Origin of the sequence: Aeromonas rivuli (assembly GCF_020149575.1) — a bacterium.
Lineage (GTDB): Bacteria > Pseudomonadota > Gammaproteobacteria > Enterobacterales > Aeromonadaceae > Aeromonas > Aeromonas rivuli.
The window spans coordinates 2,798,589-2,823,460 of the sequence record NZ_CP079742.1; the positions used below are offsets into that span (position 1 = coordinate 2,798,589).

At 62.1% G+C, this 24,872-nt stretch carries 19 protein-coding genes; 7 read left to right on the forward strand and 12 right to left on the reverse strand.

Annotation, left to right across the window (positions count from 1 at the left end; genetic code table 11):
* Positions 1 to 34 precede the first annotated feature (34 nt).
* Positions 35 to 340 (reverse strand): hypothetical protein, encoded by a 306-nt coding sequence (locus KYK33_RS12900; protein WP_224430779.1) that lies wholly within the window; start codon positions 338 to 340, stop codon positions 35 to 37.
* A gap of 206 nt (positions 341 to 546) precedes the next feature.
* The gene (locus KYK33_RS12905) at positions 547 to 927 is read right to left on the reverse strand and encodes a VOC family protein (protein WP_224430780.1); all 381 of its coding nucleotides are present in this window, start codon (positions 925 to 927) and stop codon (positions 547 to 549) included.
* A gap of 435 nt (positions 928 to 1,362) precedes the next feature.
* On the opposite strand from KYK33_RS12905, the gene KYK33_RS12910 reads away from it, so the two are divergent.
* Positions 1,363 to 3,429, forward strand: a complete 2,067-nt coding sequence (locus tag KYK33_RS12910; protein ID WP_224430781.1) for a putative bifunctional diguanylate cyclase/phosphodiesterase — start codon at positions 1,363 to 1,365, stop codon at positions 3,427 to 3,429.
* Positions 3,430 to 3,574: 145 nt separating this feature from the next.
* Here the strand turns inward: KYK33_RS12910 and speA are convergent, their stop codons facing one another.
* Positions 3,575 to 5,479, reverse strand: coding sequence for a biosynthetic arginine decarboxylase (speA, locus tag KYK33_RS12915; protein ID WP_042043399.1), 1,905 nt, complete (start codon positions 5,477 to 5,479; stop codon positions 3,575 to 3,577).
* A gap of 1,022 nt (positions 5,480 to 6,501) precedes the next feature.
* On the opposite strand from speA, the gene pepT reads away from it, so the two are divergent.
* Both pepT and KYK33_RS12925 read left to right on the forward strand, forming a co-directional pair.
* The gene (gene pepT / locus KYK33_RS12920) at positions 6,502 to 7,725 is read left to right on the forward strand and encodes a peptidase T (RefSeq protein WP_224430782.1); all 1,224 of its coding nucleotides are present in this window, start codon (positions 6,502 to 6,504) and stop codon (positions 7,723 to 7,725) included.
* Between the two features lie 144 nt (positions 7,726 to 7,869).
* Positions 7,870 to 9,627, forward strand: a complete 1,758-nt coding sequence (locus KYK33_RS12925; RefSeq protein WP_224430783.1) for a lysophospholipid acyltransferase family protein — start codon at positions 7,870 to 7,872, stop codon at positions 9,625 to 9,627.
* A 62-nt stretch (positions 9,628 to 9,689) separates the two neighbouring features.
* Here the strand turns inward: KYK33_RS12925 and KYK33_RS12930 are convergent, their stop codons facing one another.
* From KYK33_RS12930 to KYK33_RS12945, 4 genes are all read right to left on the reverse strand, one after another.
* Positions 9,690 to 10,001 (reverse strand): SelT/SelW/SelH family protein, encoded by a 312-nt coding sequence (locus KYK33_RS12930; RefSeq protein ID WP_042043396.1) that lies wholly within the window; start codon positions 9,999 to 10,001, stop codon positions 9,690 to 9,692.
* Positions 10,002 to 10,079: 78 nt separating this feature from the next.
* Positions 10,080 to 11,201 carry an adenosylhomocysteinase gene (locus KYK33_RS12935; protein ID WP_042043395.1) on the reverse strand — a complete coding sequence of 374 codons (1,122 nt, stop codon included), beginning with the start codon at positions 11,199 to 11,201 and terminating at the stop codon, positions 10,080 to 10,082.
* A 210-nt stretch (positions 11,202 to 11,411) separates the two neighbouring features.
* Positions 11,412 to 12,149, reverse strand: coding sequence for a hypothetical protein (locus tag KYK33_RS12940; RefSeq protein ID WP_224430784.1), 738 nt, complete (start codon positions 12,147 to 12,149; stop codon positions 11,412 to 11,414).
* Positions 12,149 to 12,709: a YceI family protein gene (locus KYK33_RS12945; protein WP_224430785.1), complete on the reverse strand. Its 561-nt coding sequence runs from the start codon at positions 12,707 to 12,709 to the stop codon at positions 12,149 to 12,151. Before KYK33_RS12945 ends, KYK33_RS12940 begins: the two co-directional genes overlap by 1 nt.
* Before the next feature lie 108 nt (positions 12,710 to 12,817).
* Here KYK33_RS12945 and KYK33_RS12950 point away from each other — a divergent pair, with 108 nt between their 5' ends.
* Positions 12,818 to 13,723, forward strand: a complete 906-nt coding sequence (locus KYK33_RS12950) for a LysR family transcriptional regulator (RefSeq protein ID WP_042043391.1) — start codon at positions 12,818 to 12,820, stop codon at positions 13,721 to 13,723.
* Between the two features lie 43 nt (positions 13,724 to 13,766).
* Here KYK33_RS12950 and KYK33_RS12955 read toward each other — a convergent pair whose 3' ends face one another.
* Positions 13,767 to 14,171, reverse strand: coding sequence for a hypothetical protein (locus KYK33_RS12955; RefSeq protein WP_224430786.1), 405 nt, complete (start codon positions 14,169 to 14,171; stop codon positions 13,767 to 13,769).
* Positions 14,172 to 14,237: 66 nt separating this feature from the next.
* On the opposite strand from KYK33_RS12955, the gene KYK33_RS12960 reads away from it, so the two are divergent.
* The gene (locus KYK33_RS12960; protein WP_224430787.1) at positions 14,238 to 15,977 is read left to right on the forward strand and encodes a formate--tetrahydrofolate ligase; all 1,740 of its coding nucleotides are present in this window, start codon (positions 14,238 to 14,240) and stop codon (positions 15,975 to 15,977) included.
* A gap of 151 nt (positions 15,978 to 16,128) precedes the next feature.
* Here the strand turns inward: KYK33_RS12960 and KYK33_RS12965 are convergent, their stop codons facing one another.
* The 3 genes from KYK33_RS12965 to folE form a co-directional block, all read right to left on the reverse strand.
* Positions 16,129 to 18,216: a methyl-accepting chemotaxis protein gene (locus tag KYK33_RS12965; RefSeq protein ID WP_224430788.1), complete on the reverse strand. Its 2,088-nt coding sequence runs from the start codon at positions 18,214 to 18,216 to the stop codon at positions 16,129 to 16,131.
* Positions 18,217 to 18,513: 297 nt separating this feature from the next.
* Positions 18,514 to 20,163: a methyl-accepting chemotaxis protein gene (locus KYK33_RS12970; RefSeq protein ID WP_224430789.1), complete on the reverse strand. Its 1,650-nt coding sequence runs from the start codon at positions 20,161 to 20,163 to the stop codon at positions 18,514 to 18,516.
* Between the two features lie 301 nt (positions 20,164 to 20,464).
* Positions 20,465 to 21,121, reverse strand: coding sequence for a GTP cyclohydrolase I FolE (folE, locus tag KYK33_RS12975; protein WP_042043384.1), 657 nt, complete (start codon positions 21,119 to 21,121; stop codon positions 20,465 to 20,467).
* Positions 21,122 to 21,339: 218 nt separating this feature from the next.
* On the opposite strand from folE, the gene moeA reads away from it, so the two are divergent.
* A complete protein-coding gene (moeA, locus tag KYK33_RS12980) occupies positions 21,340 to 22,566 on the forward strand; it encodes a molybdopterin molybdotransferase MoeA (protein WP_318010426.1) in 1,227 nt (408 codons plus the stop codon).
* On the forward strand, positions 22,563 to 23,357 hold the full coding sequence (moeB, locus tag KYK33_RS12985) for a molybdopterin-synthase adenylyltransferase MoeB (RefSeq protein ID WP_224430791.1): 795 nt from the start codon (positions 22,563 to 22,565) through the stop codon (positions 23,355 to 23,357). The genes moeA and moeB overlap by 4 nt, the downstream gene beginning before the upstream one ends.
* 48 nt (positions 23,358 to 23,405) lie before the next feature.
* Here moeB and KYK33_RS12990 read toward each other — a convergent pair whose 3' ends face one another.
* Positions 23,406 to 24,866 carry a DUF1254 domain-containing protein gene (locus KYK33_RS12990; protein WP_224430792.1) on the reverse strand — a complete coding sequence of 487 codons (1,461 nt, stop codon included), beginning with the start codon at positions 24,864 to 24,866 and terminating at the stop codon, positions 23,406 to 23,408.
* Between the last annotated feature and the right edge of the window lie 6 nt (positions 24,867 to 24,872).

Below are 24,872 nucleotides of genomic sequence, written 5' to 3' on the forward strand. Positions count from 1 at the left end.
CGCCTCCTTGGCCATCATTGATGATGTCTGTTAGCTACTCAATACCGTCACATAACGTGTCGCGTCGAGCCAGCAGTCGCTCATCCGCAGAGTTCATGGCCACGAGGATTGCCTGATTGCAGGCGCGCTCTGCCGCTTGCTCTGACGTGGTACTGGCGCGACCAATCTCGGCGATCATGGGTTTGTCATTCAGGGCGGCGTGGCAATAGATCCGCTTGATGTTGGGGCTGACCGCGTCCTGTTTGGCTGTCAGCGTCTGACAACGCTCGCCAAAGAGCGAGGCCGCCTTGACGGTGCACTGGCTAAACCGCACCACATCCTGCTCGTAGCGGCGGCACACGCTCTGCTCATTGACCCGCCAACGCACAGGTAGGAGAAGGGCACCTGCTCCCCTTGATATTCCACTACCTGAGTATTGAGTTCGGTTCCCATGCTATCGGTCAGCTGCTGCACCAGATTGAGATACGCCGAAAACAGATAACTGACCGGATCCACCCTCACCTCCTTGTGCATGACACTCGGGCAACACGCGTCACTGTGCGCCCATTAGTTCCGAGACTCAGGATAGACGCTCACTTCGATCAGGTTGGCATCGGGGTCGAGGAAATAGACTGAACAGATCTCTCCCATGGCACCGGACTTGGTCACCGGCCCCTCAATCAGAGGGATCCCCTGCTCACTCAGATGGCGCATCACCTCGCCAAGGGGCCATTGGCTGATGAGGCAGAGATCCCCCGAACCTACCTGTGCCCGGTTGCGCGGCTCCTGCCCCAGCAGCTGTAAATTGATCTTCTGGTTGCCAAAGCGCAGCGCTCGCCGTCCCGCACCAAAGGTGATGGCTTCCATCTGCAACGCCCGGCTGTAAAAGGCGAGGGACGCGTCTATGTCGCTGACCGTCAATACCAGATGGTCGATGTGACTGATCATGATGACTCCTTGTCTGCTCCGGTTACACCCCCTGCCATCATAACGACTCCGCAATCCCGGCGTCAGCTCACAATCGACGCCGAGACTGAAATAACGGCGCAGCGCGTCGGCCTATCTATTTGTCACCAAAGAGTGAGCGCAGCGCAATAACCATTTATTTCCAGTGGGAATATTTGGAACCCAGCAACCAGCAGTGCCACTGCCAAATATAAAAAGCCATGTAAATGTGGTGATAATGAATATTAAATGTCATTAATATCAACTAGATATGCAATACCTTCCGAAATATGCTTTAAAGTCACTCTCCGCCTCTATATCTCGCTGATTTATACCCGGCCTGGTGTACAATCGCCGCCCAATTTGCCAGATCACCTTTGCCATGGCTCAGGCCGGCTATTCATCCCAGGGTTATTAGACGTGCTCATGACGCCTCCCATGCTCGACAGTTATTACAGCCAGGAACTGGTCTTTTTCTCCATCCTGGTGGCGGTGCTCGCCTCCTATACGGCGCTGAACATGACGAGCCGGGTCAGCCAGAGTCAGGGGCGCGCAGCCGCTTTCTGGCTCACCGGGGGCGCCTTTGCCATGGGGCTTGGCATCTGGTCCATGCATTTCATCGGCATGCTCGCCTTCAAGCTGCCCATCGCCCTCGGTTACGATCTGGCATTGACCGGTCTCTCCCTCATCACGGCCATCGGCTCGTCCGCCTTCGCGCTCTGGCTGGTGAGCCGCGCCACCCTGCCCTTGAGCCATATTGCTGGCGGCGCCCTCCTGATGGGGCTGGGCATCGCCGCCATGCACTACATCGGCATGGCGGCGATGATGATGACCCCCGCCATTCACTATCTGCCGAGCCTGTTCGCACTCTCTATTGTCATCGCCGTGCTCGCCTCCGGCGCCGCGCTCTGGATAGCCTTTCGCCTGCGAGAGCACACCCAGCGCGCCTTCTTCAGCAAGGCGCTCGCCTCCCTGGTGATGGGATTTGCCATCATCGGCATGCACTACACCGGCATGGCGGCGGCCCAGTTCCCGGCCGATAGCCTGTGCGGCGCCCTCTATACCGGGCTGGATGCCAAGTGGCTGGCCCTGGTGGTCATCATCGTGACCCTGACGGTGTTTGCCATCGCTCTTATTCTCTCCATGCTGGATGTGCAAAATGCCCGCCTCTCCTCCTCCTTGCACCAGGCTCACGACGAACTGGTCAAGCTGGCGCTCCATGACAGCCTGACCCGCCTGCCAAACCGCTTGTTGTTTGCCGATCGGCTGGCCCAGAGCATCAAGCGCTGCCAGCACAGTCGGCAGCGCTTCGCCCTGCTGTTTCTCGATCTCGACGGCTTCAAGATCATCAACGACGCCCACGGTCATCACACCGGCGATCTGTTGCTGCTCGACGTCACTGAACGCATCAAGGGGTTGCTCGGCAGCGGCGATACCGCCTCGCGCTTTGGGGGGGACGAGTTCGTGCTGGCCCTGGCGCCGGGAGAGATGGCCCAGACCCGCTTGTTCGCCAAGCGACTGCTGGCCGAGATAGCCAGACCCTATCAGCTCGAACACCACCACCTGCACATCACGGTCAGCATCGGCATCGCCATTTATCCGGATAATGGCACCAGCCTGCACGAGCTGACCCTCAATGCCGATGCCGCCATGTATTACGCCAAGGAGCGGGGCCGCAACGACTACTTCTTCTTCGACAGCGCCATGAACGCCAATGCCCACCAGCAGTTTTTGCTGCAACAGGATTTGAGCCACGCCCTGGAGCGGGGCGAGCTGGCACTACACTATCAACCCAAGTACGAGGCCAAGGGGGGCCAGGTGATCGGCGTCGAGGCGCTGCTGCGCTGGCAGCATCCCATCCATGGTGCCATCTCCCCCGCCACTTTCCTGCCGCTGGCGGAGAAGACCCGGCTCATCATTCCCATCGGCAACTGGGTCATCGATGAAGCCTGCCGCCAGATGAGCCGCTGGCTGGCGGCAGGCCATGAGCAGTGGAGCCTGGCGGTGAACCTCTCCACCATACAGCTGGCCAGTCCGGGATTGCTGGGGGTGGTCGAAGAGGCCCTGCGCCGTCACCGGCTGGAGGCCCGCCATCTGACCCTGGAGATCACCGAGTCCACCGCCATGGAGAATGCCGAGGAGAGTCTGCTCATCCTCAACCGGCTGGCCGAGCTGGGCGTCAAAATATCCATCGATGATTTCGGCACCGGCTACTCCAGCCTGCTCTATCTCAAACGCTTCCCCGCCAATGAGCTCAAGATAGACAAGGGGTTCATCACCTCCCTCGGCCAGACGGGAGAGGATGCCGCCATCGTCAGCGCCATCATCGCCCTCGGCCACACCCTGGGGATGCGGATAGTGGCGGAAGGGGTGGAGACGACCCAGCAGCAGGCGCTGCTGGTGCGCCTTGGCTGCGACACCCTGCAAGGTTATCTGCTCGGCCGCCCCATGCCCGCAGACCGCTTGCTGGCCCACTGCGCCGCCAACGAAGCCATCCCGGCCTGAGGCTGGGCCCTTGTCCAGACTCGCAACCACTGACCTGCTGCTTGCTTTGCCATGAGCCAAGTGTTCAGGCCATAAAAAACGGCGCCAAGAGGCGCCGTTTTTGATCCCCGTCTTTCTACCGTGACGGGATGAACAAGCCGCTGGCTTATTCGTCTTCCAGATAGGCATAGCCTTGCAGACCCAGATCCAGCTCTTCGAGCAGGGCCTTGCGGGTCTCATCGTCCAGGGCCGGATGGGAGACGATGCGCTGATAGCTCTCGCGGATCACGGAAGGATCGATGTTGACATAACGCAGCAGCTGCTCGACGGTATCGCCGCGCACCACGTTACGGATGTCCATCTTGCCTTCGTCATCCAGCCACACTTCCGCGCAGTGGGTGTCGCCGAACAGGTTGTGCAGATCCCCCAGGATCTCCTGATAGGCGCCGACCAGGAAGAAGCCGACGTGGCACTCTTCGTGTTCGCCATATTCCGGCATCGGCAGGGTGCTCTCCACCCCCAGGCCATCCACATAGTGCTCGACCTGACCGTCGGAGTCGCAGGTGATATCCATCAGGATACCGCGACGGGTCAGCGGGCGATCCAGGCCAGCCAGGGGCATGACAGGGAACACCTGACCTATGCCCCAGGCATCGGGCAGAGACTGGAACAGGGAGAAGTTGGCGAAACATTTGTCGGCCAGCTTCTCGTTCAAGTCATCGGCCAGGGCGCGGTGGCTGCGGTTCACCGGGTTGAGCTTCTCTTTGAGCTTCAAGCAGGTGTTCTGGTGCAGCGTCTCGGCCCAGGCCCGTTGCTCCAGGTTGAGCAGACCCATGGTGTACTGGGCGTTGACGTCGGTCAGGTCGGCCAGGGAGTCATGGAACAGCTCCAGCAGGGAGGGATCTTCCTCGTGGTTGAGCTCAAGCCAGCCTTTCCACATGTTCTGCAACAAGGTAGGCGCATCCGCATCAGGCGCATGCACCTCGCTCATCTCGGCCCCTTCGGCGCCGATGATGTTGGTAACCAGCACCGCATGGTGGGCGGTCAGTGCCCGGCCAGATTCACTGATGATGGTCGGGTGCGGCAGATCGAACTCGCGGCAGACGTCGCCGATGCCCCACACCACGTTGTTGGCGTATTCGGACAGGCTGTAGTTGGCGGAGCAGTGGCTCTGGGAGCGGGTGCCCTCATAGTCCACACCCAGACCACCGCCCACATCGACCACGTCGATATCGGCGCCCAGACGACGCAGCTCGGCGTAGAAGCGACCGCACTCGCGGATGCCACCCTGGATGTCACGGATATTGGCAATCTGTGAGCCCAGGTGGAAGTGCAGCAATTGCAGGCAGTCAAGCTGGCCCAGGCCGCGCAGACGCTCGACCAGCGCCAGGATCTGGGAGGCGGAGAGACCGAACTTGGACATGGCGCCGCCGCTCGATTCCCACATGCCGGAACCGGTGGAGGCCAGACGGGCACGCACACCTATGTTCGGCTTGATGTTGAGGCGCTTGGCTTCATCGAGCACCAGCTCCAGCTCGGAGGGCTTCTCGACCACGATGTAGACCTTGTGGCCCATCAGGTTGCCGAGCAGGGCGTGACGCACGTATTCACGGTCTTTGTAACCGTTGCAGACGATGACGGAGCCGCGATCGTGATGATGGGACAAGACGGCCAGCAGTTCGGGCTTGGAGCCCGCTTCCAGACCCAGACGCGGTTTGTCGCTATAAGACTGGCTGATGGTTTCGATGACGCGGCGCTGCTGGTTGACCTTGATCGGGTAAACACAGAGGTAGTCGCCCTCATAGCCTGACTTCTCGATGGCCTGACCGAAGGCGTTGAACAGGGCATCGACCCGGCTCTTGAGAATGTCGGGGAAACGCAGCAGCACAGGAGTGGTCAAGCCAGATTGACGCAGCTGCTCGATGGCATCAGACAATACGATCTGTGCCTCGGGGCGAGTCTTGTCGGGCGAAACGGTCACATGACCGGCGTCGTTGATATTGAAGAAACCCGCACCCCAGTAGGGAACGTTGTACACCTTCAAAGAGTCCTTGCTGGACCAGTTAGTCATGGGCTATGCCTCGCAAATGAGCGGCGTGAAGCCGCCTTCGTTACCCTCAATCACATCCAGACCATCGATTGCAAATAGTGGCAAGCCAAGCTGCCTGCTGGGGCGAATAACGTAACGCGTCTTGCAAGGGCGGTTGGCCGCCATCTTGATCACGACTGTTGACGTCTGTCACATCCAGACTATCTATTTACCCATCGCGGCGAGCCAAGGCTGCCTGGTGGATTTTGGGAAGTAACGAGTCTTGATGTGGGGCTTGTGGCTTTACATCAAGCTCAACGGTATGCGGCGCTGGGTGTCAGCTCCGCGGTACTTTGATGGCGCGCAGCATCAGCCACGCCGCGGCTCATCATGGCCTGGCAGTCACAACACCTTGGGAGCAGGATTTCAAGGAAGAGAGGGACGAGGCGTCATCGCAAACGCGAGCAGATGACGACAAGATACCGCAGCATGCATTTCCATCCACGACCGCCCATGACAAGGGGATGATGATGAGCCCAAGGGCCCACTCGGTCGCCTGAATGGTCAAAATGCCTGCTGTTCTCCCTGATACCGGCACCTAACCGATATAACAGAAATCCAATCCCTGCAGTGTCTGTCGTGTCTGCATGCCTCGCCCTATAGGCGGTCGAACGCAAGGGGGATGGGCGGCCTCGCCTGCCCGGGGTTACCCCTTGGATCGGCGCGGAGTTTACACACTTCTGCGCCGGGCTGACAATAAAAAACCTTGTTAAATTTTCGCTTTTTTGGAGTGAGCCCAATCTCGCTGCCAGCCAAGCCAGCTCTGGGGTTGGCCTCTGTTGCCCTCCCCCCGTGGCCTGGGGCTTTTTCAACCCGCCACCCCGGGCACTTCTCCCCCCTTTTTGCCGCCCCGAACGCAGGCAGTGTCGCACGACAACCCCTGACCCCATTCTCGATGGTCAAGGGCCCGTGACGGGGTTAGTCGCCAAAAAACTGCGCTGACGCAAGGCGAGGCGCAAAGGGCCGGCAGACAATGGTGGCTCATCCCCTGTCGAGGCCGTCCGATGGACCAGCTGCTTTCCCGCTTTCTGCACTATCTGAGCTTTCATACCCGATCCAACCCCAACAATCCCCTCTGCCCGAGCAGCCCGGGCCAGCGGCAATTCGCCCAGGCCCTTCAGGGTGAGCTGCACGCCATGGGCCTGAGCCAGGTGATCCTGGATGACAATGGCTATCTCACCGCCTGCCTGCCCGGCAACCAACCCAGTGCCCCCGCCATCGGCCTTATCGCCCACCTGGACACCGCCGATTACGAGGCCGAGCGGGTCAACCCCCAGCTCATCGAACAGTACCAGGGGGGCGATATCTGTCTCGGCAAGGGGGACGAGGTGTTGAGCATTCGCGAGCACCCCTGCCTCAGGCACTATCTGGGCCAGGATCTCATCACCACGGATGGCACTACCCTGCTGGGGGCCGATGACAAGGCCGGCATCGCCGAGATCATCACGGCGGTGGCCCGGTTGCAGGCCGAGCCCACGTTGCCCAGGGGCGATCTCTGGCTCGGATTCACCCCGGATGAAGAGATAGGCCGCGGTGCCGATCGGTTCCCCCTTGACCGTTTCCCGGCTCGTTGGGCCTATACCGTCGATGGCGGTGAACTGGGCGAGCTGGAGTATGAAAACTTCAACGCCGCCAGCGCCACCGTGCGCATCACAGGCAACAACGTGCACCCCGGCACCGCCAAGGGCAGCATGATCAACAGCCAGACCCTGGCCGCGCGCTTTCACGCCGCCATGCCCGCCGAGCAGACGCCGGAGGCCACCGACGGCTATCAGGGCTTCTTCCACCTGGCGCAGATGCAGGGCTCGGTGGAGCAGAGCGAATTGCACTATCTCATTCGCGACTTTGATGATGAGGGCTTTGCCGCTCGCAAGGCCCTGCTCGCCGAGCGGGTCGCCGCCCTGCAAGCCGATGCGGCGGGGGCGCGCATCGAACTCGCTATCCGGGACAGCTATCGCAACATGAAGCGGCAGATAGCCCCGCACATGCACATCATCGCGCTGGCCGAGGCGGCCATGGTGGCCGTGGGCGTCACCCCCAGGATAAAGCCCATTCGCGGTGGCACCGACGGCGCCCGCCTCTCCTTCATGGGCTTGCCCTGCCCCAATATTTTCACCGGTGGCCACAACTTCCACGGCAAGCATGAGTTCATCCCGCTGCAATCCATGGAGAAAGCGGTGCAGACCCTGGTCGCCCTGGTGCACCTGAGCGCCCAGTACCAGGAGTGACGCCGCCGAGGTGGCCTGGTGCCGGAGTCTACCCAGCCGCCAGGCTCTCCCACCGCCCCTTGCCATCAAACTGTCACGGGGCTGCCACGGGGCGGGAACAGAACGGCGCCATGCTGGGGGAAGAGCCACAGCCGGAGCCGCCCCATGTTCAGCGTCGATGCCATTCTCAGCCAGCACTACCCCCATCTCAATCTGCCGGGCCCGGCCCGCCGCCTCCTCAGATGGTTATTGCGCGAGCGCGACTTCCAGCACTTCGCCGCCCAGTATCCCCATCTCAAGGGGCTGGATTTCGTCGAACAGGCGCTCTGCCAGCTCGATTTCGACTATCACGTCAGCGATGCCCAGCTCGAGAATATCCCGGCCGAGGGGCGGGTCATACTGGTGGCCAATCACCCCATCGGATCCCTCGATGGTCTGGCGCTGTTGCGCCTGCTCGGTCGCATTCGTCCCGATGTGAAGATTGTTGCCAATCGGCTGCTGGCCGGTCTCACCCCCCTGCAATCCCTGCTGCTGCCGGTGGACAACCTGGGAGGCAAGACGGAACGCAGGGCCATCGTCGCCATGGGGGAGCATCTGGCCAAGGGCGGCGCCATCATCATATTCCCGGCCGGCGAGGTGTCACGCCTCGGTCTCAGGGGCATCAAGGATGGCCCCTGGCAGGGGGGATTTCTGAAATTGGCCAAGCGTACCCAGACCCCGCTGGTGCCAATCCACCTGGGGGCACGCAATGGCCTTGGCTTCTACCTCGGCTCCTGGCTCAACAAGTCCTGGGCAGGCCTGCTGCTGGCCGCCCAGCTGTTTCGCCAACAAGGGGGGCGCATGACCATTACCATAGGGCAGCGCATCCCGCCCCATGCCTTGGAGGCGCTGCCAGCCAAGCCTGGGGCCAAGCTGGTGCGCGAACATCTCTATCGCATCGGCCAAGGCAAAAAGGGCCGCCTCCCGACCGAATCCCCCATCGCACTGCCGGGCGACAGGGCCCGGCTCAAACAGGCGATCGAGGCTTGCGAGCCTCTCGGCCAGACCCCGGATGGTCAGCGGATCTACCTCTATCGCCGTCATGAGCAGAGCCACTCCGAGATACTGCGCGAGCTGGGCCGATTGCGGGAGATTGCCTTTCGGGCCGTGGGGGAAGGGTCGGGGCGACGCCGGGATCTGGACAGTTTTGATGATGAGTACCATCACCTCATTCTCTGGGATCCGACCCGGCTCGACATCATAGGTGCCTATCGCTTCGCCCCGGTGCGCGAGATCCTGGTCAGCAAGGGGCTGAGCGGCCTCTACAGCCACACTCTGTTTGGCTTCGAACCGGCGTTGCTGCCTCAACTGGATCAGGCCATTGAACTGGGGCGCAGCTTCATTCAGCCCGCCTATTGGGGCAAACGCGGGCTGGATTATCTCTGGTTCGGCATCGGCGCCTACCTGGCCCGCTACCCGGATTACCGCTACCTGTTTGGCCCCGTCTCTCTGTCCGGCAGCCTGCCACCCCAGGCGCGGGATCTGCTGGTGAGTTTCTATCGTCAGCACTTCGCCCCCCAAGGGCCTGCCGGACAAGGATCCCCGGCCCCTTCTCGTCACCCCTATCCCGCCACGGACACCCACTTCGCGGGTCTGGATTATGGCGATGCCCTGATAGCGCTCAAATCCCGGCTCGGCAACCTGGGCTGCGCCATCCCCACCCTCTACAAGCAGTACTCAGAGCTGTGCGAGCCGGGGGGCGTGCAGTTTATGGATTTCGGCATAGACTCGGACTTCAACCACTGCATCGATGGCCTGGTCTGGGTCGATGTCAGCCGCATCAAACCCCACAAACGGACACGCTATATCGACAACCAATCCCTTGAAACCCCCTCCATTGAACACTTGCGTGCCATGCCCGCCACCACCACAACCAGCCCCTGATCACCAGTGCCGCCTGCGAAGAGGGAGGCCATGGCCTCCCTCTTCGTATGTGCCCGCTATCCTCATTCGCTGGCGGGTTTGCGATCCGAGTGACCGAGGTCGCGCTCAGGGGCAATGAGGTCCCGCACCCGCTGCTTGATCTCCTTGGCCTCGGGGAAGCCCTCATCCGCCACTCTGTCCCACACCAGAACCCCATCGACCAGGATACGAAACTCCCCCTTGCTGGCGGGCACCAGGGCCACCTCCCCCAAGTCGCTGTCGAAGGTGGAGAGCAGCTCCTGGGCCAGCCAGGCGGCCCGCAGCATCCAGCGGCACAGGGTGCAGTAGCGGATCTCAATCCGTGGTTTGGGCAAAGACGACGATAACTCTGTCATTGGGTCACTCCCTGAAAATCGGTTAGCCCGTCGCGGCCATGGATCAGGTCTGGCCGTTGTCCGCGCTTAAAAAGAGGCCTATTGGCTGACCCCATGAAAATCGGCCAGCCAGTGGCGAGCAATATTGCGCATCAGATCCGGCGGCAGATCCCGCAACCCTGCCACCATGGGAAACTCCGCCAACAGCCGCACCCCCTCCATGATCTCCGCCAACACCAGGTAGACATAGCCTCCGATCACGGCGCCATGGACGAAGTTGACCGCCTCACCGCGATTGAGCAAAAAGATGACGCTGCCATCGGGACGGGTCAGCGCCAGCACGTGGGGGCACACCTCCTCGCTCGGCCAGGGCAGTTGTGCCAGGCAGAACGCGAACTCGTCATCGGCCGAGGTGACCGAGGCCAGCATGGCGCCGGGGCGCAGCGCCTCGAGATCGGCCAGATCGAGGGAGCCATTACCGGTGGAGCAGACCACCAGCTCGGCCCGGGACAGGGCTTGCTGCTTGTCTACCAGCCGAAAACCGTGGGAGAGCGCCTCCACCTGGCGCAGTTCATCGGTCTCCACCACCTCCAGATGCAGATTACGGCAGCGCAGCTCCCGGGCTATGCTACGCCCCACCTTGCCATAACCAAACAGGGCGGCCTGGCAGACATTGAAGGTGCGATTGAGGGTGCGAGCCAGGGATTCGGCGGAATAGACCACGCTCAGGCCAATCTGGATATCCTCGGCCTGCTTGAGGGGGCTGCGCGCCACCGAGAGCACGGGGGCCGACAGCGGCTCCAGCTCATAGCGCTGATGACCATTCTCCGTCATCTCCACCACCCCCAGAAAACGGGGGCCGAAAAACGCAGCGATCTGCGCCTGGGTGCGGGCGAAATAGCCACCGATATCCAGGATGATCAATCGCTCATGAGCCGCCACCAGGGGGGCGAGCTGAGTGATCACCTCTTGGGGACAGTTGCTCCACTGGCGGTTGAGATCCCGCACGGGAAAGTGCTGGCGGGCCCATCCCAGGGTGGCTTCATGAACGGATTTGGGTTTGGGCAAGATGGCGCCAATACGGCCAATCTGGGCCAATGCCTGGATGAAGTGGGGTCGATCGGGCAGCAAATGAGTTACCAGCACGATGCAGAGTCCCTCGATGGGGCCCTGCCTGGTAAAATGGCGAAAAAACAGATGCTCAGATCCTTGACTGCGCAACTGTGGCCTCCTTAGCACGCCGCAAACTGCAGGCAAACAGAAACCCGGCCTTGCCGGGTTTCTGAAAGTGTCCAAATTAGATATGCAGCCTTTTTAGCCCAAACGCGATTGAGGCTCAATCTTTATCGGACAAAACTATGCGCCAGATGGCAATAAGGTTGTTAATTGTCTGTTTTACAAACATTAACTGCCATTCTTAATCGCCAGAACTCAGTAGAGGGATGCCTGTGGCCAGACGAACCACAGGCTGAGCCCGGTGCCCATGGCGGCCGATACGATGAGCACGGCCCAGCGCACCGGCAGGGAACGCGTTCTCAGCAACCACTCGAACAGCGGCAACAACCAGACTGGCAACAGGGCCAGCAGGGGCACTTCCACATACTGCCAGGCCAGCATCTGCATGAAGGCCAGTGCCAGCCCCAACGGAGCCACTGCCCCCTTGAAACCGGTCAGCATGGTCAGCAGGGCCCGCAGTCCGGCAAAGGCGGCCAGGGCACCGGCGAGCTGGGCGATGAGCAGACTGCCATCAATACCGATGACCAGGGCCAGCCAGATGAAAGCCAGGGTAAATCCCAGCCCTTCACGACTATCCCCATGGCGATGAGTCCAGCCAAGCCAGAGTACGGCGGCCAGCACTGCCAGCCAGAGCTCGGGGGTGCCCTGGATCAGGCTGGCAAAGCCCAGCCACCAGATGAGGGCGCCCTGCAGGGCGAACAGGCCCAGACCGAGCCAGCGGTTGGACAGTTGGCTGACGAGGGCCACCGCCGCCAGGGTCAGCGGCAACCACTGCCAGGCCTTGACGGGCAAGAGATAGGTGCCGCCCACCAGAGTGCCTACCAGCCAGAGCGCCAGGGCGCCCCACAGGTAGTCGAGTCTGGGCCAGCGCCAGGATAACAAAGCGGCTCCCAGAGGAGCCGCCAGTGTCTGCAGCAGGAGTGCAGCGCCCATTAGCGACGCACGCCTTCGACGAACAGTTTGATCTTCATCTCGTCAGGGATGTTCGGCAGCATGTAGTTCACCCCGAAATCGCTGCGCTTGATGGTGGTCGCTGCGTTGAAACCGCTGCGATAACCGCCCCAGGGATCCTTGCCTTCACCGATCTTGACCAGATCGAAGGCCACTTCCTTGCTGACGCCGTGCAGGGTCAGGGTGCCCTTGAGCACGCCTTTATCCTTGGTGCCTTCATAGGCGGAGCTGACGAAGCTCAGCTTGGGGTACTGTTTGACATCCAGGAAGTCCGGGCTGCGCAGGTGCTTGTCACGGGCCTCGTGGTTGGAGTCCACGCTGGCGGCATCCACCTCGAAGCTCGCCTTGGCGGCAGCCGGGTTGGCATCGTCCATGGCAAAAGTGCCGCTGAAGGTATTGAAACGGCCAACCAGCTCGGAGAAACCGAGGTGTCCCACCTCAAATTGCACCGTAGTGTGCGCCGCATCCACGTCATACTCGGCGGCCATCAGTGGCGTCGCCATCAGCAGGCTGGAGGCCAGCAACATCTTGGTCATCTTCATGTCTCGTTCCTTCATGGGTGGATTCATTAGCATTTGCCAGATACTAACTCACCGTGAGAGAGTGATAATCAGCGATTTATTAAAATAATTATTTACCGAGAGTTAACAATGGACCAGATAGCCGCCATGCGCACCTTCATCAAGGTGGTGGAGTGCCAGAGTTTTACCAAGGCCGCCGCCCAGCTCGGCATCTCGGTCGCCATGACCTCCAAGTTGATGCAGCAGCTCGAGGAGTCCCTCGCCACCCGGCTGCTGTCGCGCACCACCAGACAGGTCAATCCGACCGAGGCGGGCCAGTTCTACTACCAGCGATCCCAGGCGCTGCTTGCCGAGCTGGAAGAGACCCACAGCCAGCTGACCCACAACAACCAGCAACCCCAAGGCACCCTCAAGCTGTCGGTGCCCATGGATTTTGGTTACCTGCATCTGGCCCCCGCCCTGCCGCGATTTCGTGAACGCTTCCCCGAGCTCAAGCTGGAGATAGAGTACAGCGACAGGCGGGTGGCGCTGGTCGAGGAAGGCTTCGATCTGGCCCTGCGCATTGGCACTCTGCCTGACTCCTCCCTGGTCGCCCGGCCCCTGGCAAACATGCGTCTCGAGGTGTGTGCAAGCCCCGGCTACCTGGCCAGACACGGCACGCCCCGGCACCCGGAGGATCTCAAGGAGCATGACTGCCTCATCTATACCCTGACCCAGCCGGACTGGGTGATGCATCGGGGGGAGGAGCGCCAGAGCGTGCGTCCCCAGGGGCCGCTCAGAGCCAACAATGGGGTGGCCCTGACCCGGGCCGCCTGTGATGATCAGGGCATCATATTGCAGCCGACCTTCATCGTCGGTGAGGCGCTGCGCGAGGGGAAACTGGTGTCACTGCTGCCCGAATGGGACAAGGGAGAGGTGGGATTGTATGCCCTCTATCCGCACCGGCGCTTCGTGTCGGCCAAGGTGCGTTGTTTCATCGAGTTCGTGCAGGAGCGCTATCTGGCCCCCCATTACTGGGATAATGTCACGCCCTGAGTCCCGCGGCACAGGGGGGAGTGGCGACGGTCTTTGTCTGCGCTCAGACAACTTCATCCGCCAACCTGGCCTGCAATTGCTCCCCGTCGCAGTCGATCTGCCAGCGCGGCAGTCGGGTGCGGATCTGGGCCAGCTGCTCGGCCTTGAGCACATAGGGCAAGGCCACCGTCAGGGCGCGGCAATCATGGAGTGCCGCGATTTGCAGCAGCAAAATGAGGTTCGCCTCGTCACGGCGATTGCGGTTGATGCGCCGCGCGACCTCATCACGAAAGTGCTGCTCGGGATCCCCCGTCATCGCCTGCCAGCCGAATCCGAACATCGGCATGACGGCACTGATGATGCCAAGGGCGGTCAGGGGCCGCTTGGGCGGGTGATAGAGGCCATTGAGATCGAAGGCGACCGGCTCCTGCATGGGCACGCGATCCCGGGATAAAATATTATTACTCATTGGCCTGACCTCTTGGTTCCTCTAGACTCCCTGACATAGTCGAACTCCTATGCCAACGAGGTGCTGATGCTAAGCGATATCGAGATCTCCCGCCAGTCCCCCCGCCTGCCTGTGACCCTCCTCGCCGAACGCCTCGGCATCGATCCCGCCCATCTCTCGCCGCAGGGCCACCACATGGCCAAGCTGGACCCGGCCTTGCTGAGTCAGGGCGAGCCGCGTGCCGGCAAGCTGGTGCTGGTCAGCGCCATCACCCCGACCCCCCTTGGCGAGGGCAAGACGGTGACCACGGTCGGGCTCGCCATGGGACTCAACAAACTGGGCGAATCTTGCATCGCCACCCTGCGCCAGCCGAGCCTGGGCCCGGTATTCGGGGTCAAGGGGGGCGCCGCCGGGGGTGGTTTTGCACAGGTGGTGCCGATGGAAGCGATGAACCTGCACCTGACCGGCGACTTTCATGCCATCAGCGCCGCCCATAACCTGGCCGCCGCCGCCCTGGATGCCCGCCTGTTCCATGAGCGCAGACTCGGCGACCAGTTCACTGCCACGACGGGTCTGGCACGGCTCGAGATTGATCCGGCCAGGATCCTGTGGCCCCGCACCCTGGATATCAATGACAGGGCCCTGCGTCACATAGAGGTCGGCCTCGGCGGCGAGCAGGATGGGGTGCCCCGCTCCGACAGCTTCGTCATTACCGCCGCCTCCGAGCTGATGGCCATCCTGGCCCTGGCTCGGGATTTGCGGGATCTGCGCGCCCGCATCGGCCGCATCCAGCTCGCCCTCAATGACCAGGGCCAGCCCATCACCGCCGAGCAACTCGAGGTGGCCGGGGCCATGACGGTGCTGCTCAAGGAGGCGCTCAAGCCCACCCTGATGCAGACCACTGAGCAGACCCCGGTACTGGTCCATGCCGGTCCCTTTGCCAATATCGCCCACGGCAACTCGTCAGTGATAGCCGACCGCCTCGCCCTGCATCTGGCCGACTATGTGGTGACCGAGGCCGGTTTTGGCTCCGACATGGGGTTGGAGAAGTTCTTCAACATCAAGTGCCGTCAATCCGGACTTGCCGCCGATGCCGTGGTGCTGGTCGCCACCGTCCGTGGCCTCAAGGCCAACAGTGGTGAGGTCAATCTCGTCCCGGGCCAGCCGCTGCCCGCCAGCTTGCAGCAAGAGGATCTGCCCACCTTGCAACTGGGTTGCGCCAACCTGGTCTGGCACATCCACAATGCTCGCCGCTACGGGGTGCCCGTGGTGGTGGCCCTCAACCGCTTCCCCAGCGACAGCGAGGCTGAACTCGAGATGGTGCTCGCCGCCGCCAGAGCCGCGGGGGCAGAGGCTGCCCTCTCCCAGGCTTTCACCCAGGGCGGCGCCGGGGCCACCGAGCTTGCCAGGGCCGTGGTGAACGCCTGCCATCAGACCAGGTTACCCACGAGCGAGTCCCAGCGCCTCTATCCTGACAGCCTGCCGCTGGCCGCCAAGCTCGCCACCCTGGTCGAGTGCGGCTATGGCGGACGCGGCATCCTGCTGTCCGAACAGGCCAAGGCCCAGCTCGCGGCCCTGTCGGCGGCAGGCTGGGATCATCTGCCGGTCTGCATCGCCAAGACGCCGCTCTCCCTCAGCCATGACCCGGCCCTCAAGGGGGTGCCCACCGACTTCGAACTGCCCATCCGCTCGCTGACCCTGTGCGCGGGCGCCGGTTTCGTCTATGCCCTGGCTGGCCCGGTCATGACGATGCCGGGGCTCGGCACCTTGCCAGCCTATCGACACATCGATATCGATGAGAGGGGTGACATTGTGGGATTGAGTTGATGACGCAAGCCCCGGCCCCACTATCGACACATCGACACATCGACACATCGACAGCGTTGCAAAGGGTGACATCATCCGATCAAGCGGATTCCTCCCCACATGAAAGACCCCGCCTATGGGCGGGGTCTTTCACTGGCGTCAGGGCCATCCATCAGTAGTGGAAGCGCCCCAGCTTGGTCATCACCGCCTCGGTCAGGCCGTGCATCTGCCGACTCTGGGCGTCCTGCTCCCTGGCCACCTGGGCCCCGGCCGTCGCCACCTCATGAATGCTGCTGACATTGAGGCTTATCTCCTCGCTCACCTTGGACTGCTGCTCGGCGGCGCTGGCTATCTGGGCCGCCATGTCCTGGATCCGGTCCGCCGCCACCACTATGGTCGCCAGCTCCTGCACCGCCTGTTCGGCATCTTGCAAGGCCAGCGTGCTCAGATTACGCCCCTCGGCCATGGTGCCAACGGCCGCACTGGTGGTCTCCCGCAGGCTGTTGATCATCTGCTGGATCTCCTGGGTCGAGGCTTGCGTCCTGGATGCCAGACTGCGCACCTCGTCGGCCACCACCGCAAAGCCACGGCCTTGTTCACCGGCCCGGGCCGCCTCGATGGCCGCATTGAGCGCCAGCAAGTTGGTCTGCTCGGAGATGTTGCGGATCACATCCAAAATAGTGCCGATCTGTACCCCCTGTTGCTGCAAGGCGGTGATCTTCTCTGACACCTCCTCCACCTGCCCGCTCAGCTGACGAATGCCGTTGGCCGAGGCACTCACCACCTGCTGACCCTTGTGCACGGCCTGACGGGTCTCATCCACCGCCTGAGCCGTGATCTGGGCGCTGCTGGCGACCGAATCCGCCGTGGAGGACATCTCGTGGATGGCGGCAGCCACCAATTCCACCTGCTCCAGCTGATGATGACTGTTACTCAGCCCCTGTTGAGCCTGGCGAGCCGAGCCCGCGGTCGCCTGTTGCAGCTCCCTCACGCTGGCGGCGGTATCGGTCACTATGCCTTGCACCGTGGCGACAAACTGGTTGATCCCCTTGGCCAGGGCCCCCGTCTCATCGGGTCGGTTCTGGCTCAGACGCTGGGTCAAGTCGCCCCCGGCGCTGGAGAGACGCGCCACCATGCGCGCCGTCTCCTGCACCGGCCGCGAGATGGAGCCCGCCGCGAAGGCGAGGCAAACTAATCCCACCCCCGCCACCAGCATGCCTACCATCAGCTGGGTCCAGATCCCTTTGCCAAACGCCTGGGCCCGCGCCTGCGCCGTCAGCTCATACTCGGCATAAAGCGCGCTATTGGGCACCTCGATGGCAATCCCCCAGGCCTGTTTGACCTTGTTGAGACGGATGGGCGCGAAGACGCTCAACTGATCATCACTCTCCTCGCTGCCTGCCTGGCCTCGTTGCTGCTGGGCCAGTAACAGGGGATCTTGCAGGCGGCGACCGATGCCGCTCTCGTCGCCAGAGTCCGCGGCAAGGATGCCCATGGGACTGATGATGCGCACCCTCCCCTGACCATCGAATACCCGCTGGCTGATGTTGAGGGCGATCTGCTGCAGATAGTTGAGCGAGTAATCGACCCCCACCATGCCGAGGTATTGATCGCCATCGAGCACGGGGACCACGAAGGAGGTGAGCAGCGTCGGTTGACCATTGACCTGATAGACCGAGGGATCGACCGCGCAGGTCGCCTTGCTCTGCTGCGGGCACAGATACCATTCGGAGGCGCGGATCCCGGTCTCGCTCGGTGTCTGGCTATAGAAGTCACCGAGGGGCTTCAAGCTGAAACCGGCCGGGCCGCGGCTCCAGTAGGGCGCGAAGTTGCCCGATCCCTGGCTATGCTGGCCATTGCCGGTATGAGCCAGATCCTCGCCATCGAAGCTGTTGGCCTCCCAGCCGCTGTAGATGCTGAGAAAGTCCGGGTTGCGATCGCCGATGTCCCTGAGCAGGGCCGTGACCTCGTCCCGGTTCAGGGGCTCAGGCTGATGGACATTGCCCGCCAGCAGCGCCGCCAGGGTCTCACCGGCATCGAGCGCCAGCTCGAAGGAGCGCGCCACTTCGCTCGCCTGACCATCCGCCAGGGTCAGTAGCCACTGCCTGGCCTGCTGCCGGGCACTGGCATGACTCTCCTGCTGGATCTTCTCCTGCAAGCTGGCCAGGGAGAGATAACCGTAACCCACCACGCTGAGGACGGTGGCCAGCAGGATGCAACCCGCAAAAAACATGACCTGGTATTTGATGGAACGAAACATAACGAACGTGGCGCCTCCTGGGCCAAAAATTCAGGGATCATAAGGGGTTGAGGCAGTAACAGGAACTGGGATAGCTGAAATTAATCACCGTTTTGTGAGCGAATTCGAACATTTCCGACAATCCGCTGACAACGCTACCGCCGTGGCACCCCCTTGCCGGGGAAACCCTGGGTATCTGCGCGTCCAACGCCCGATCAGGCTACCAGCCTGGCCAAGGGGAAGCGCCGCTTTCAAGCCCTCAGCAACGACCAGGCCCCGCCGATGGGCGGGGCCTGGTTATCCAGCAGATGCCCGCAATCAGAGGGTGAAGCGCTGGGTCATATGGTGCAGGTTGTTGGCCAGCTTGCTCAGCTCGACACAGGCCTGGGCGGTCTGCTGCGCCCCCAGGGCGTTCTCGTCGGCGGCATTGTGGATGTTGACTATGTTGCGATTGAGCTCCTCGGTCACCGCATTTTGCTGCTCGGTGGCGGTGGCGATCAGGGTATTCATGTCGGTTATCTCGGTCACGGCACCATTGATGATGTCGATGCTGTTGCCCGCATCCCGTGCCAGGCCGACGCTCGACTGCATCTGATGACGGCTCAGTTGCATGGCGTTGCCCGCCTCGGCGGCGCGACTCTGCAGCAGCTCGATCATCTTGCTTATCTCGGCGGTGGAATCCTGGGTACGCTGGGCCAGGGAGCGCACTTCATCGGCCACCACCGCAAAGCCACGGCCCTGTTCACCGGCCCGGGCCGCCTCGATGGCCGCGTTGAGCGCCAGCAGATTGGTTTGACCGGCGATGTCGCGGATCACGTCCAGCACCATGCTGATGTTGGCGCTGTCCGCCTCCAGCTGCGCCACCACGGCGCCCGCCTGCTCTATCTGCACTGACACCTCTTCGATGCTGCTGATGGCGCTGCGCACCACCTGATGACCCTCGGCCGAGGTGCGTGATGCCCCCTTGGCGGCGCCCATGGCATCCGTGGTGTTGCGGGCCACTTCATTGACCGTGGACTGCATCTCGTTCATGGCGGTGGCCACCTGGGACACCTCGCTCTGCTGGCTGGCCATGCCCTTGGCGGACTGCTCGGCGATGGCGCTCACCTCCTCCACCGCGCTGCTCAGCTGGCTCACCGAACCGGCAATCTCGCTCACCAGGTCGGCCAGGGCCCCCTGCATCTTGTGGATGCCGGCACCTAGCTGACCCAGTTCATCCCGATTGAAGCGATGCTCCTGGATCCAGCTCTGCAACTCGCCCTTGCCCAGATCGCCGCCCGCGATGCGCTGGGTCTGGCGGGCCAGCATGATGAGGGGATCTCGGATCTGGCGGGTCAGCGCCACAGAGAGCGCGATCACCAGCGCCAGACCGACCAGCAGGGCCAGGGTGACGCTCAGCTTGGCGGAGTCATACGCCCCCACTACTACCTTGCGGGAGGCGTCGGCATAGCCATGGTTGATGCGTACCAGATCGCCAACCGACTTGGCCAGGTTGGTGTAGAGGGTGATCCCCTCCCCCATGAAGAGATGCTGGGCCTCGGTCATCTGACCGGCGTCCTGCATCTGCCTGATACGCTGGTGCAGGCCGAGGTATTTCTCCCAGTCCGCCTTGACGATGTCGAAGGTGCGGCGCTCCTCCACATCCTCCGCCCAGATGGTGGCATCGTGGGCCGCTATCTGCTGCCCGGCCTCCCTCAGGCTCTTCTCGCTCTCATTGCGGTAATGGGCCTGCTGCTGGGGATCGTCCGCCACCAGAAAGACATCCAGCTCATAGCGGCGCACCGCATTGATGGTCTCCCCCAGGGTGCTGGTGCGCACCACGGCGGGCAGTATGCTGTCGGTGAACCCGGTGGCGGCCCGGTTCATGGTGCTGAATTCAAACAGTGAAAAACCGCCGATAAAGGCCATCATCAGGCCGAGTACGGCAAAGCCGGCGGTGAGTTTCTTGCCTATCGTCATGGTGTTCATGGCATGTCCTGCATATGGGTCATCAAGTGGCATTCGTCGGCGCTGGCCCCAAAAGGCGCGAGCGCGCTAGCTGCCATCCATAGCAGTCATTCAAATCTCATCCGTATCGGCACGGACGAGGGGGCCAAACGGGTGTCAAACAGACCATCTCGCGGCACGGTGAGCTGTATCGGCGCACGCGGGCATCCCTTTAGGATTTTTTCAAAAAATAAACCGGGGTGGGCAGACGGGAGAGAAAAAAAAAAAAAAAAAAAGAAGAAGAAGAAGTCGGGGCATGTCGGTGGGACATGCCCCAGGGTGACTAGCCTTTCAGGCCACCGAGAAACTCGGCGCGGGTATCGGGCTGGGTCTTGAAGACCCCGCCCAGGGAGGTGGTGGTGGTGTAGGAGGTCGAATCCATCACGCCACGGGCCTTCACGCAGTAGTGGGTAGCGGCGATGCTGATGGCCACATCCTTGGTACCGAGCAGGGTCTGCAACGCCAGCAATATTTGCTGGGTCAGCCGCTCTTGTACCTGAGGGCGGCGGGCGAAGAACTGGACGATACGGTTGATCTTCGACAGGCCGATCACCTTGCCACGGGGGATATAGGCCACGTGGGCCAGTCCGTCGATGGTGACGAAGTGATGCTCGCAGGTGCTGGTCAGGCTGATGTCCTTGACCATGATCATCTCGTCCACCTTCATCTTGTTCTCGATGACGGTCACCTTGGGGAAGCTGGCGTAGTCGAGGCCGGAGAAGATCTCGTTCACATACATCTTGGCGATGCGATGGGGAGTCTCGGCCAGGCTATCGTCGGCCAGATCCAGGCCGAGCGTCTCCATGATGGCACGCATGTGGCCCTCGATATTTTCCTTTTTTTGCTGGTTGTTCAGGGAATTGGAGACCAAGGGGGTCTCCAGTCCTTCGGCCTCGAGGGCCGCTCTGACCAGCAGGGCTTCCTGGCTTAAGCTCATCATCTTGTCTCTCTCCCACGCAGAGGGAATATTATGGCCCACAGGGTTTGTGGCGGCATAGTAAACGGCGATTGGCCTCATAATTCAAGTCACCCGCACGCCCATGCCCTGACTTTATGTTAATACGAGGGGTTTTACTGCCCTAATCGCCTGCCCATTCGGGGGGGATTTTGGGATAATCCCCCCCATAACCCAGTTTCCCTTACCAAGAGGTCATGACAATGGGATTTGATACCGCAGCCCTACTCCCCTTAAGCGATGCCCTGGCGAGCATGCTGGAACGACTCGATTGCAGCTGCGACGCCGAGTCCGTTGCCCTGCCCCAGGCGCTAGGTCGGATATTGGCCGACGACATTCTCTCTCCCCTGTCTGTGCCTCCCTTCGATAACGCCGCCATGGACGGCTACGCCGTGCGCTTGACCGATCTCGCCGCCGGCACCCCGCTCAAGGTGGCTGGCAAGGCGTTCGCCGGCCAACCCTATCAGGGTGAATGGCCCGCGGGCCACTGTATCCGCATCATGACGGGGGCACCTGTCCCCTTGGGCACCGAGGCGGTGGTGATGCAGGAAGAGACCACGGCCGAGGGGGACAAGGTCCTCTTCCTGAGTCAGCCGGTTGTGGGCCAGAATGTTCGCCGCCGCGGCGAAGACATCCGCGAGGGCGCAAGCGTACTGGGGGCCGGCACCCGGCTCAGTCCACGGGAGTTGCCGCTGCTGGCATCGCTGGGCATCGCCACCCTCAGGGTGCGCCGTCCGCTCAAGGTCGCCATCTTCAGCACCGGTGACGAACTCAAGCCGGTGGGCGCCCCCCTTGCCCATGGCGACATCTATGACTCCAACCGCTACGGGGTCAGGGCCATGCTGGCACGCATGGGGGTAGATTGCCTGGATCTGGGTATCATCCCCGATGACCCTGCCGCCTTGCGCGCCGCCTTCCTCAAGGCAGACAGTGAAGCCGATGCCCTGATCACCACCGGCGGCGTCTCGGTCGGCGAGGCGGATTTCACCAAGCAACTGCTGGAAGAGCTCGGCGAGATCGGTTTCTGGAAACTCGCCATCAAGCCGGGCAAGCCCTTTGCCTTCGGCCGCCTGCCCCATACCTGGTTCTTCGGCCTGCCGGGCAATCCGGTCTCCGCCATGGTCACCTTCGATCAGCTGGTGCAACCGGCACTGGCCAGGTTGGCCGGGCAGCGCTGGACCCCACCCCTGCGCATCGAAGCCATTGCCAGCGAGCCCCTGAAAAAATCACCGGGACGACTGGACTTCCAACGCGGCATCCTGAGCCAGGGCCCAGACGGCCTGACAGTGCGCAGCACCGGCTCCCAGGACTCCGGCGTGTTCAGCTCCCTGGCCAAGGCCAACTGCTACATAGTGCTGGAGCAGGCACGGGGCAAGGTTGCCACCGGGGAGACCGTCACCGTCGAGCCGTTCGGGAGCCTGCTGTCGTGAGCGAGATCCTCAGCGACGCCGAGCTGCTGCGCTATAACCGCCAGATAGTCCTGAAGGCCTTCGATTTCGAGGGACAGGAGGCGCTCAAACAGGCCAAGGTGCTGGTGATAGGCGCCGGGGGTCTGGGCTGCGCCGCCGCCCAGTATCTGGCGGTGGCCGGGGTGGGCCAGCTCACCCTGGTGGATTTTGACAAGGTGGAGCTCTCCAACCTGCAACGCCAGGTGCTGCACAACGACGCCCGCATCGGTCAGTACAAGGTCGCCTCGGCGGCGCTGAGCCTGCGCGCCCTCAACCCTTGGCTCAAGGTCGAGACCCATGCAGCCCTGGCCGACGAGGCACTGCTCGATGCCCTGCTGCCGAGCCACCAGCTGGTGCTCGATTGCACCGACAACGTCACCATCCGCAATCTGCTCAACCAGCGGGCCCGCCAGCATCGGGTGCCCCTGGTCTCCGGCGCCGCCATCCGACTGGAGGGGCAGGTGATCAGCTTCAGCTGGCAAACGGATGAGCCCTGCTACGCCTGCCTCAGCGGCCTGTTTGGCGAACAGTCGCTGACCTGCGTCGAAGCGGGGGTGCTGGCCCCCATGGTCGGCCTGGTGGGCAGCCTGCAGGCCCTCGAAGCCATCAAGCTGCTCGCCGGCATGGGCCAGAGCCTGAGCGGCCGCCTGCTGATGATCGATGGCCTGTCCGGTGGTTTTCGCGAGATGAAGCTACCCAAGCGCCCCGACTGCCCGGTCTGCTCACTCCTGAGCACGGCACCCTCATCATCTCTGCGGTCACGCTCCCCATAAAAAATCCCGGCCAGGGCCGGGATCTTTTAGTTGCTATCTACAACAGGTTTACTTAGCGGCTCGCACTATGGCTGGCGGCGCCCAGCTGGCGTTCACCAGCTCAGGTTTGGGTCCATAGGCACGCAGCGTCATGGCAAACTCCCCCGCCGGGGCAGGTAACCAGTTGTTCAACTTGTCTGCGCTGGGCTGCTCATGCTGAACATAGAGGGTCAGGGAACCATCGGTATTGTACTTGAGCGACTTGTTCTTGGTCCCCGTCGAGTAACGTTTGAGGGCATTGGGTGCAAAGAAGTGGTACTTGTCATACATGGTCAGCGACCAGAAACCGGTCACCGGTGGCGTCTGCCCCTTGGCAAAGGTCAGGCTGTACTGATGGGCCCCGCTCAAGCGCTGACCCGCACCATCATGCTCGGCAAAAATGTAGCTGGTCTCATCGACGCCATTTTCGAAGATATTGGACTTGGCCACCGCCAAACGGGTCAGGTAATCCGTGCCCCACTTGGCGTTGTTGAGGGGGCGGGTCCAACCATGGGCCAGCCTGACCCCATTGTTGTTGAGCAAGAAGAGTGGATCCACTATCTGCTGCTCGGCCCGCTCAGCCACCTCGGCCAGGACCCTGGCGATAGCAGGATCCTGCTCACCTGCCGCTATCAATGCCTTGAATTGGCCATACAGCGCCTCTTCCCCCGGCAAAGGCGGCACTTCCGCCAGCACCGCGTTCAAATCGCTGAAGAAACGCTTGGGCGTAACCCAGCTCAGTTCCCCCTTGCTATCACCTTCTGTTTTGGGCAAGGGCAACGCCGGTAACTTGCTCCAATCGGTGCGCTGCATGGTGCCATCGAAACGTGACAACGGGTACATCATCACCTCAGACAGCACCGGCTGAATGGCCGCCCTGTCCGTCGCAGTATCCGCCATGAAGGCTCTGGGGATCACCACGCCAGTGTGAGTCGGAGAGAGGAATACACCGCTGATCCCCTTGGGGGTCTCTCCTTGCCAGTTCGGCCCCACCAGCAAATAGAAACCGGGTTTGGTGCCATGCACAGTACCTAACCTAGCGAAGCTGTCGGTGCGCTGATCCGCAACCTGATAGAGCCAGAAGCGATCGCCGAAGTCAGGCACCTGGATCACCACCGGCTCCTTGTCCAGCGCCAGGGCACCAAAGCCATAGACCACATCCTGATTGGGATGGGCCACTATCTTGACGTTGGGGTCGATATAGTCGTTGAGCATGGCAAGCTCATTGAGGGGCGCCACCGGCGTCGGGCCCAGCAACGCTATCTGGGGCACCTGGCTATACATGGCCCTGCGGTTGTGCATATTGACCAAGGGCCAGCCCCACGCATAGGCGAGCTGCCCTACCGCCTCGGCATAGCCTGGGGTCATCACAGTACCGGCCACAGGGCCTGGCACTGTGGCCGCAGGCTGAATCGCCTCTGCCGACACAGTGCCCGAGCAGAAGGACCCGCACACGGCCGCACCCAGCAAGATTCTGGAAATAGTAGCCATCTGGCC

Bases quoted from the DNA above. Each gene is read 5' to 3' on its own strand.
- moeA (WP_318010426.1), top strand. From the start codon at position 21,340: ATGGGATTTGATACCGCAGCCCTACTCCCCTTAAGCGATGCCCTGGCG.
- KYK33_RS12905 (WP_224430780.1), bottom strand. From the start codon at position 927: ATGATCAGTCACATCGACCATCTGGTATTGACGGTCAGCGACATAGAC.
- KYK33_RS12970 (WP_224430789.1), bottom strand. From the start codon at position 20,163: ATGAACACCATGACGATAGGCAAGAAACTCACCGCCGGCTTTGCCGTA.
- KYK33_RS12950 (WP_042043391.1), top strand. From the start codon at position 12,818: ATGGACCAGATAGCCGCCATGCGCACCTTCATCAAGGTGGTGGAGTGC.
- KYK33_RS12965 (WP_224430788.1), bottom strand. From the start codon at position 18,216: ATGTTTCGTTCCATCAAATACCAGGTCATGTTTTTTGCGGGTTGCATC.
- KYK33_RS12930 (WP_042043396.1), bottom strand. From the start codon at position 10,001: ATGACAGAGTTATCGTCGTCTTTGCCCAAACCACGGATTGAGATCCGC.
- KYK33_RS12910 (WP_224430781.1), top strand. From the start codon at position 1,363: ATGCTCGACAGTTATTACAGCCAGGAACTGGTCTTTTTCTCCATCCTG.
- KYK33_RS12940 (WP_224430784.1), bottom strand. From the start codon at position 12,149: ATGGGCGCTGCACTCCTGCTGCAGACACTGGCGGCTCCTCTGGGAGCC.
- KYK33_RS12925 (WP_224430783.1), top strand. From the start codon at position 7,870: ATGTTCAGCGTCGATGCCATTCTCAGCCAGCACTACCCCCATCTCAAT.
- folE (WP_042043384.1), bottom strand. From the start codon at position 21,121: ATGATGAGCTTAAGCCAGGAAGCCCTGCTGGTCAGAGCGGCCCTCGAG.
- KYK33_RS12960 (WP_224430787.1), top strand. From the start codon at position 14,238: ATGCTAAGCGATATCGAGATCTCCCGCCAGTCCCCCCGCCTGCCTGTG.
- pepT (WP_224430782.1), top strand. From the start codon at position 6,502: ATGGACCAGCTGCTTTCCCGCTTTCTGCACTATCTGAGCTTTCATACC.
- KYK33_RS12990 (WP_224430792.1), bottom strand. From the start codon at position 24,866: ATGGCTACTATTTCCAGAATCTTGCTGGGTGCGGCCGTGTGCGGGTCC.
- speA (WP_042043399.1), bottom strand. From the start codon at position 5,479: ATGACTAACTGGTCCAGCAAGGACTCTTTGAAGGTGTACAACGTTCCC.
- KYK33_RS12955 (WP_224430786.1), bottom strand. From the start codon at position 14,171: ATGAGTAATAATATTTTATCCCGGGATCGCGTGCCCATGCAGGAGCCG.
- KYK33_RS12945 (WP_224430785.1), bottom strand. From the start codon at position 12,709: ATGAAGATGACCAAGATGTTGCTGGCCTCCAGCCTGCTGATGGCGACG.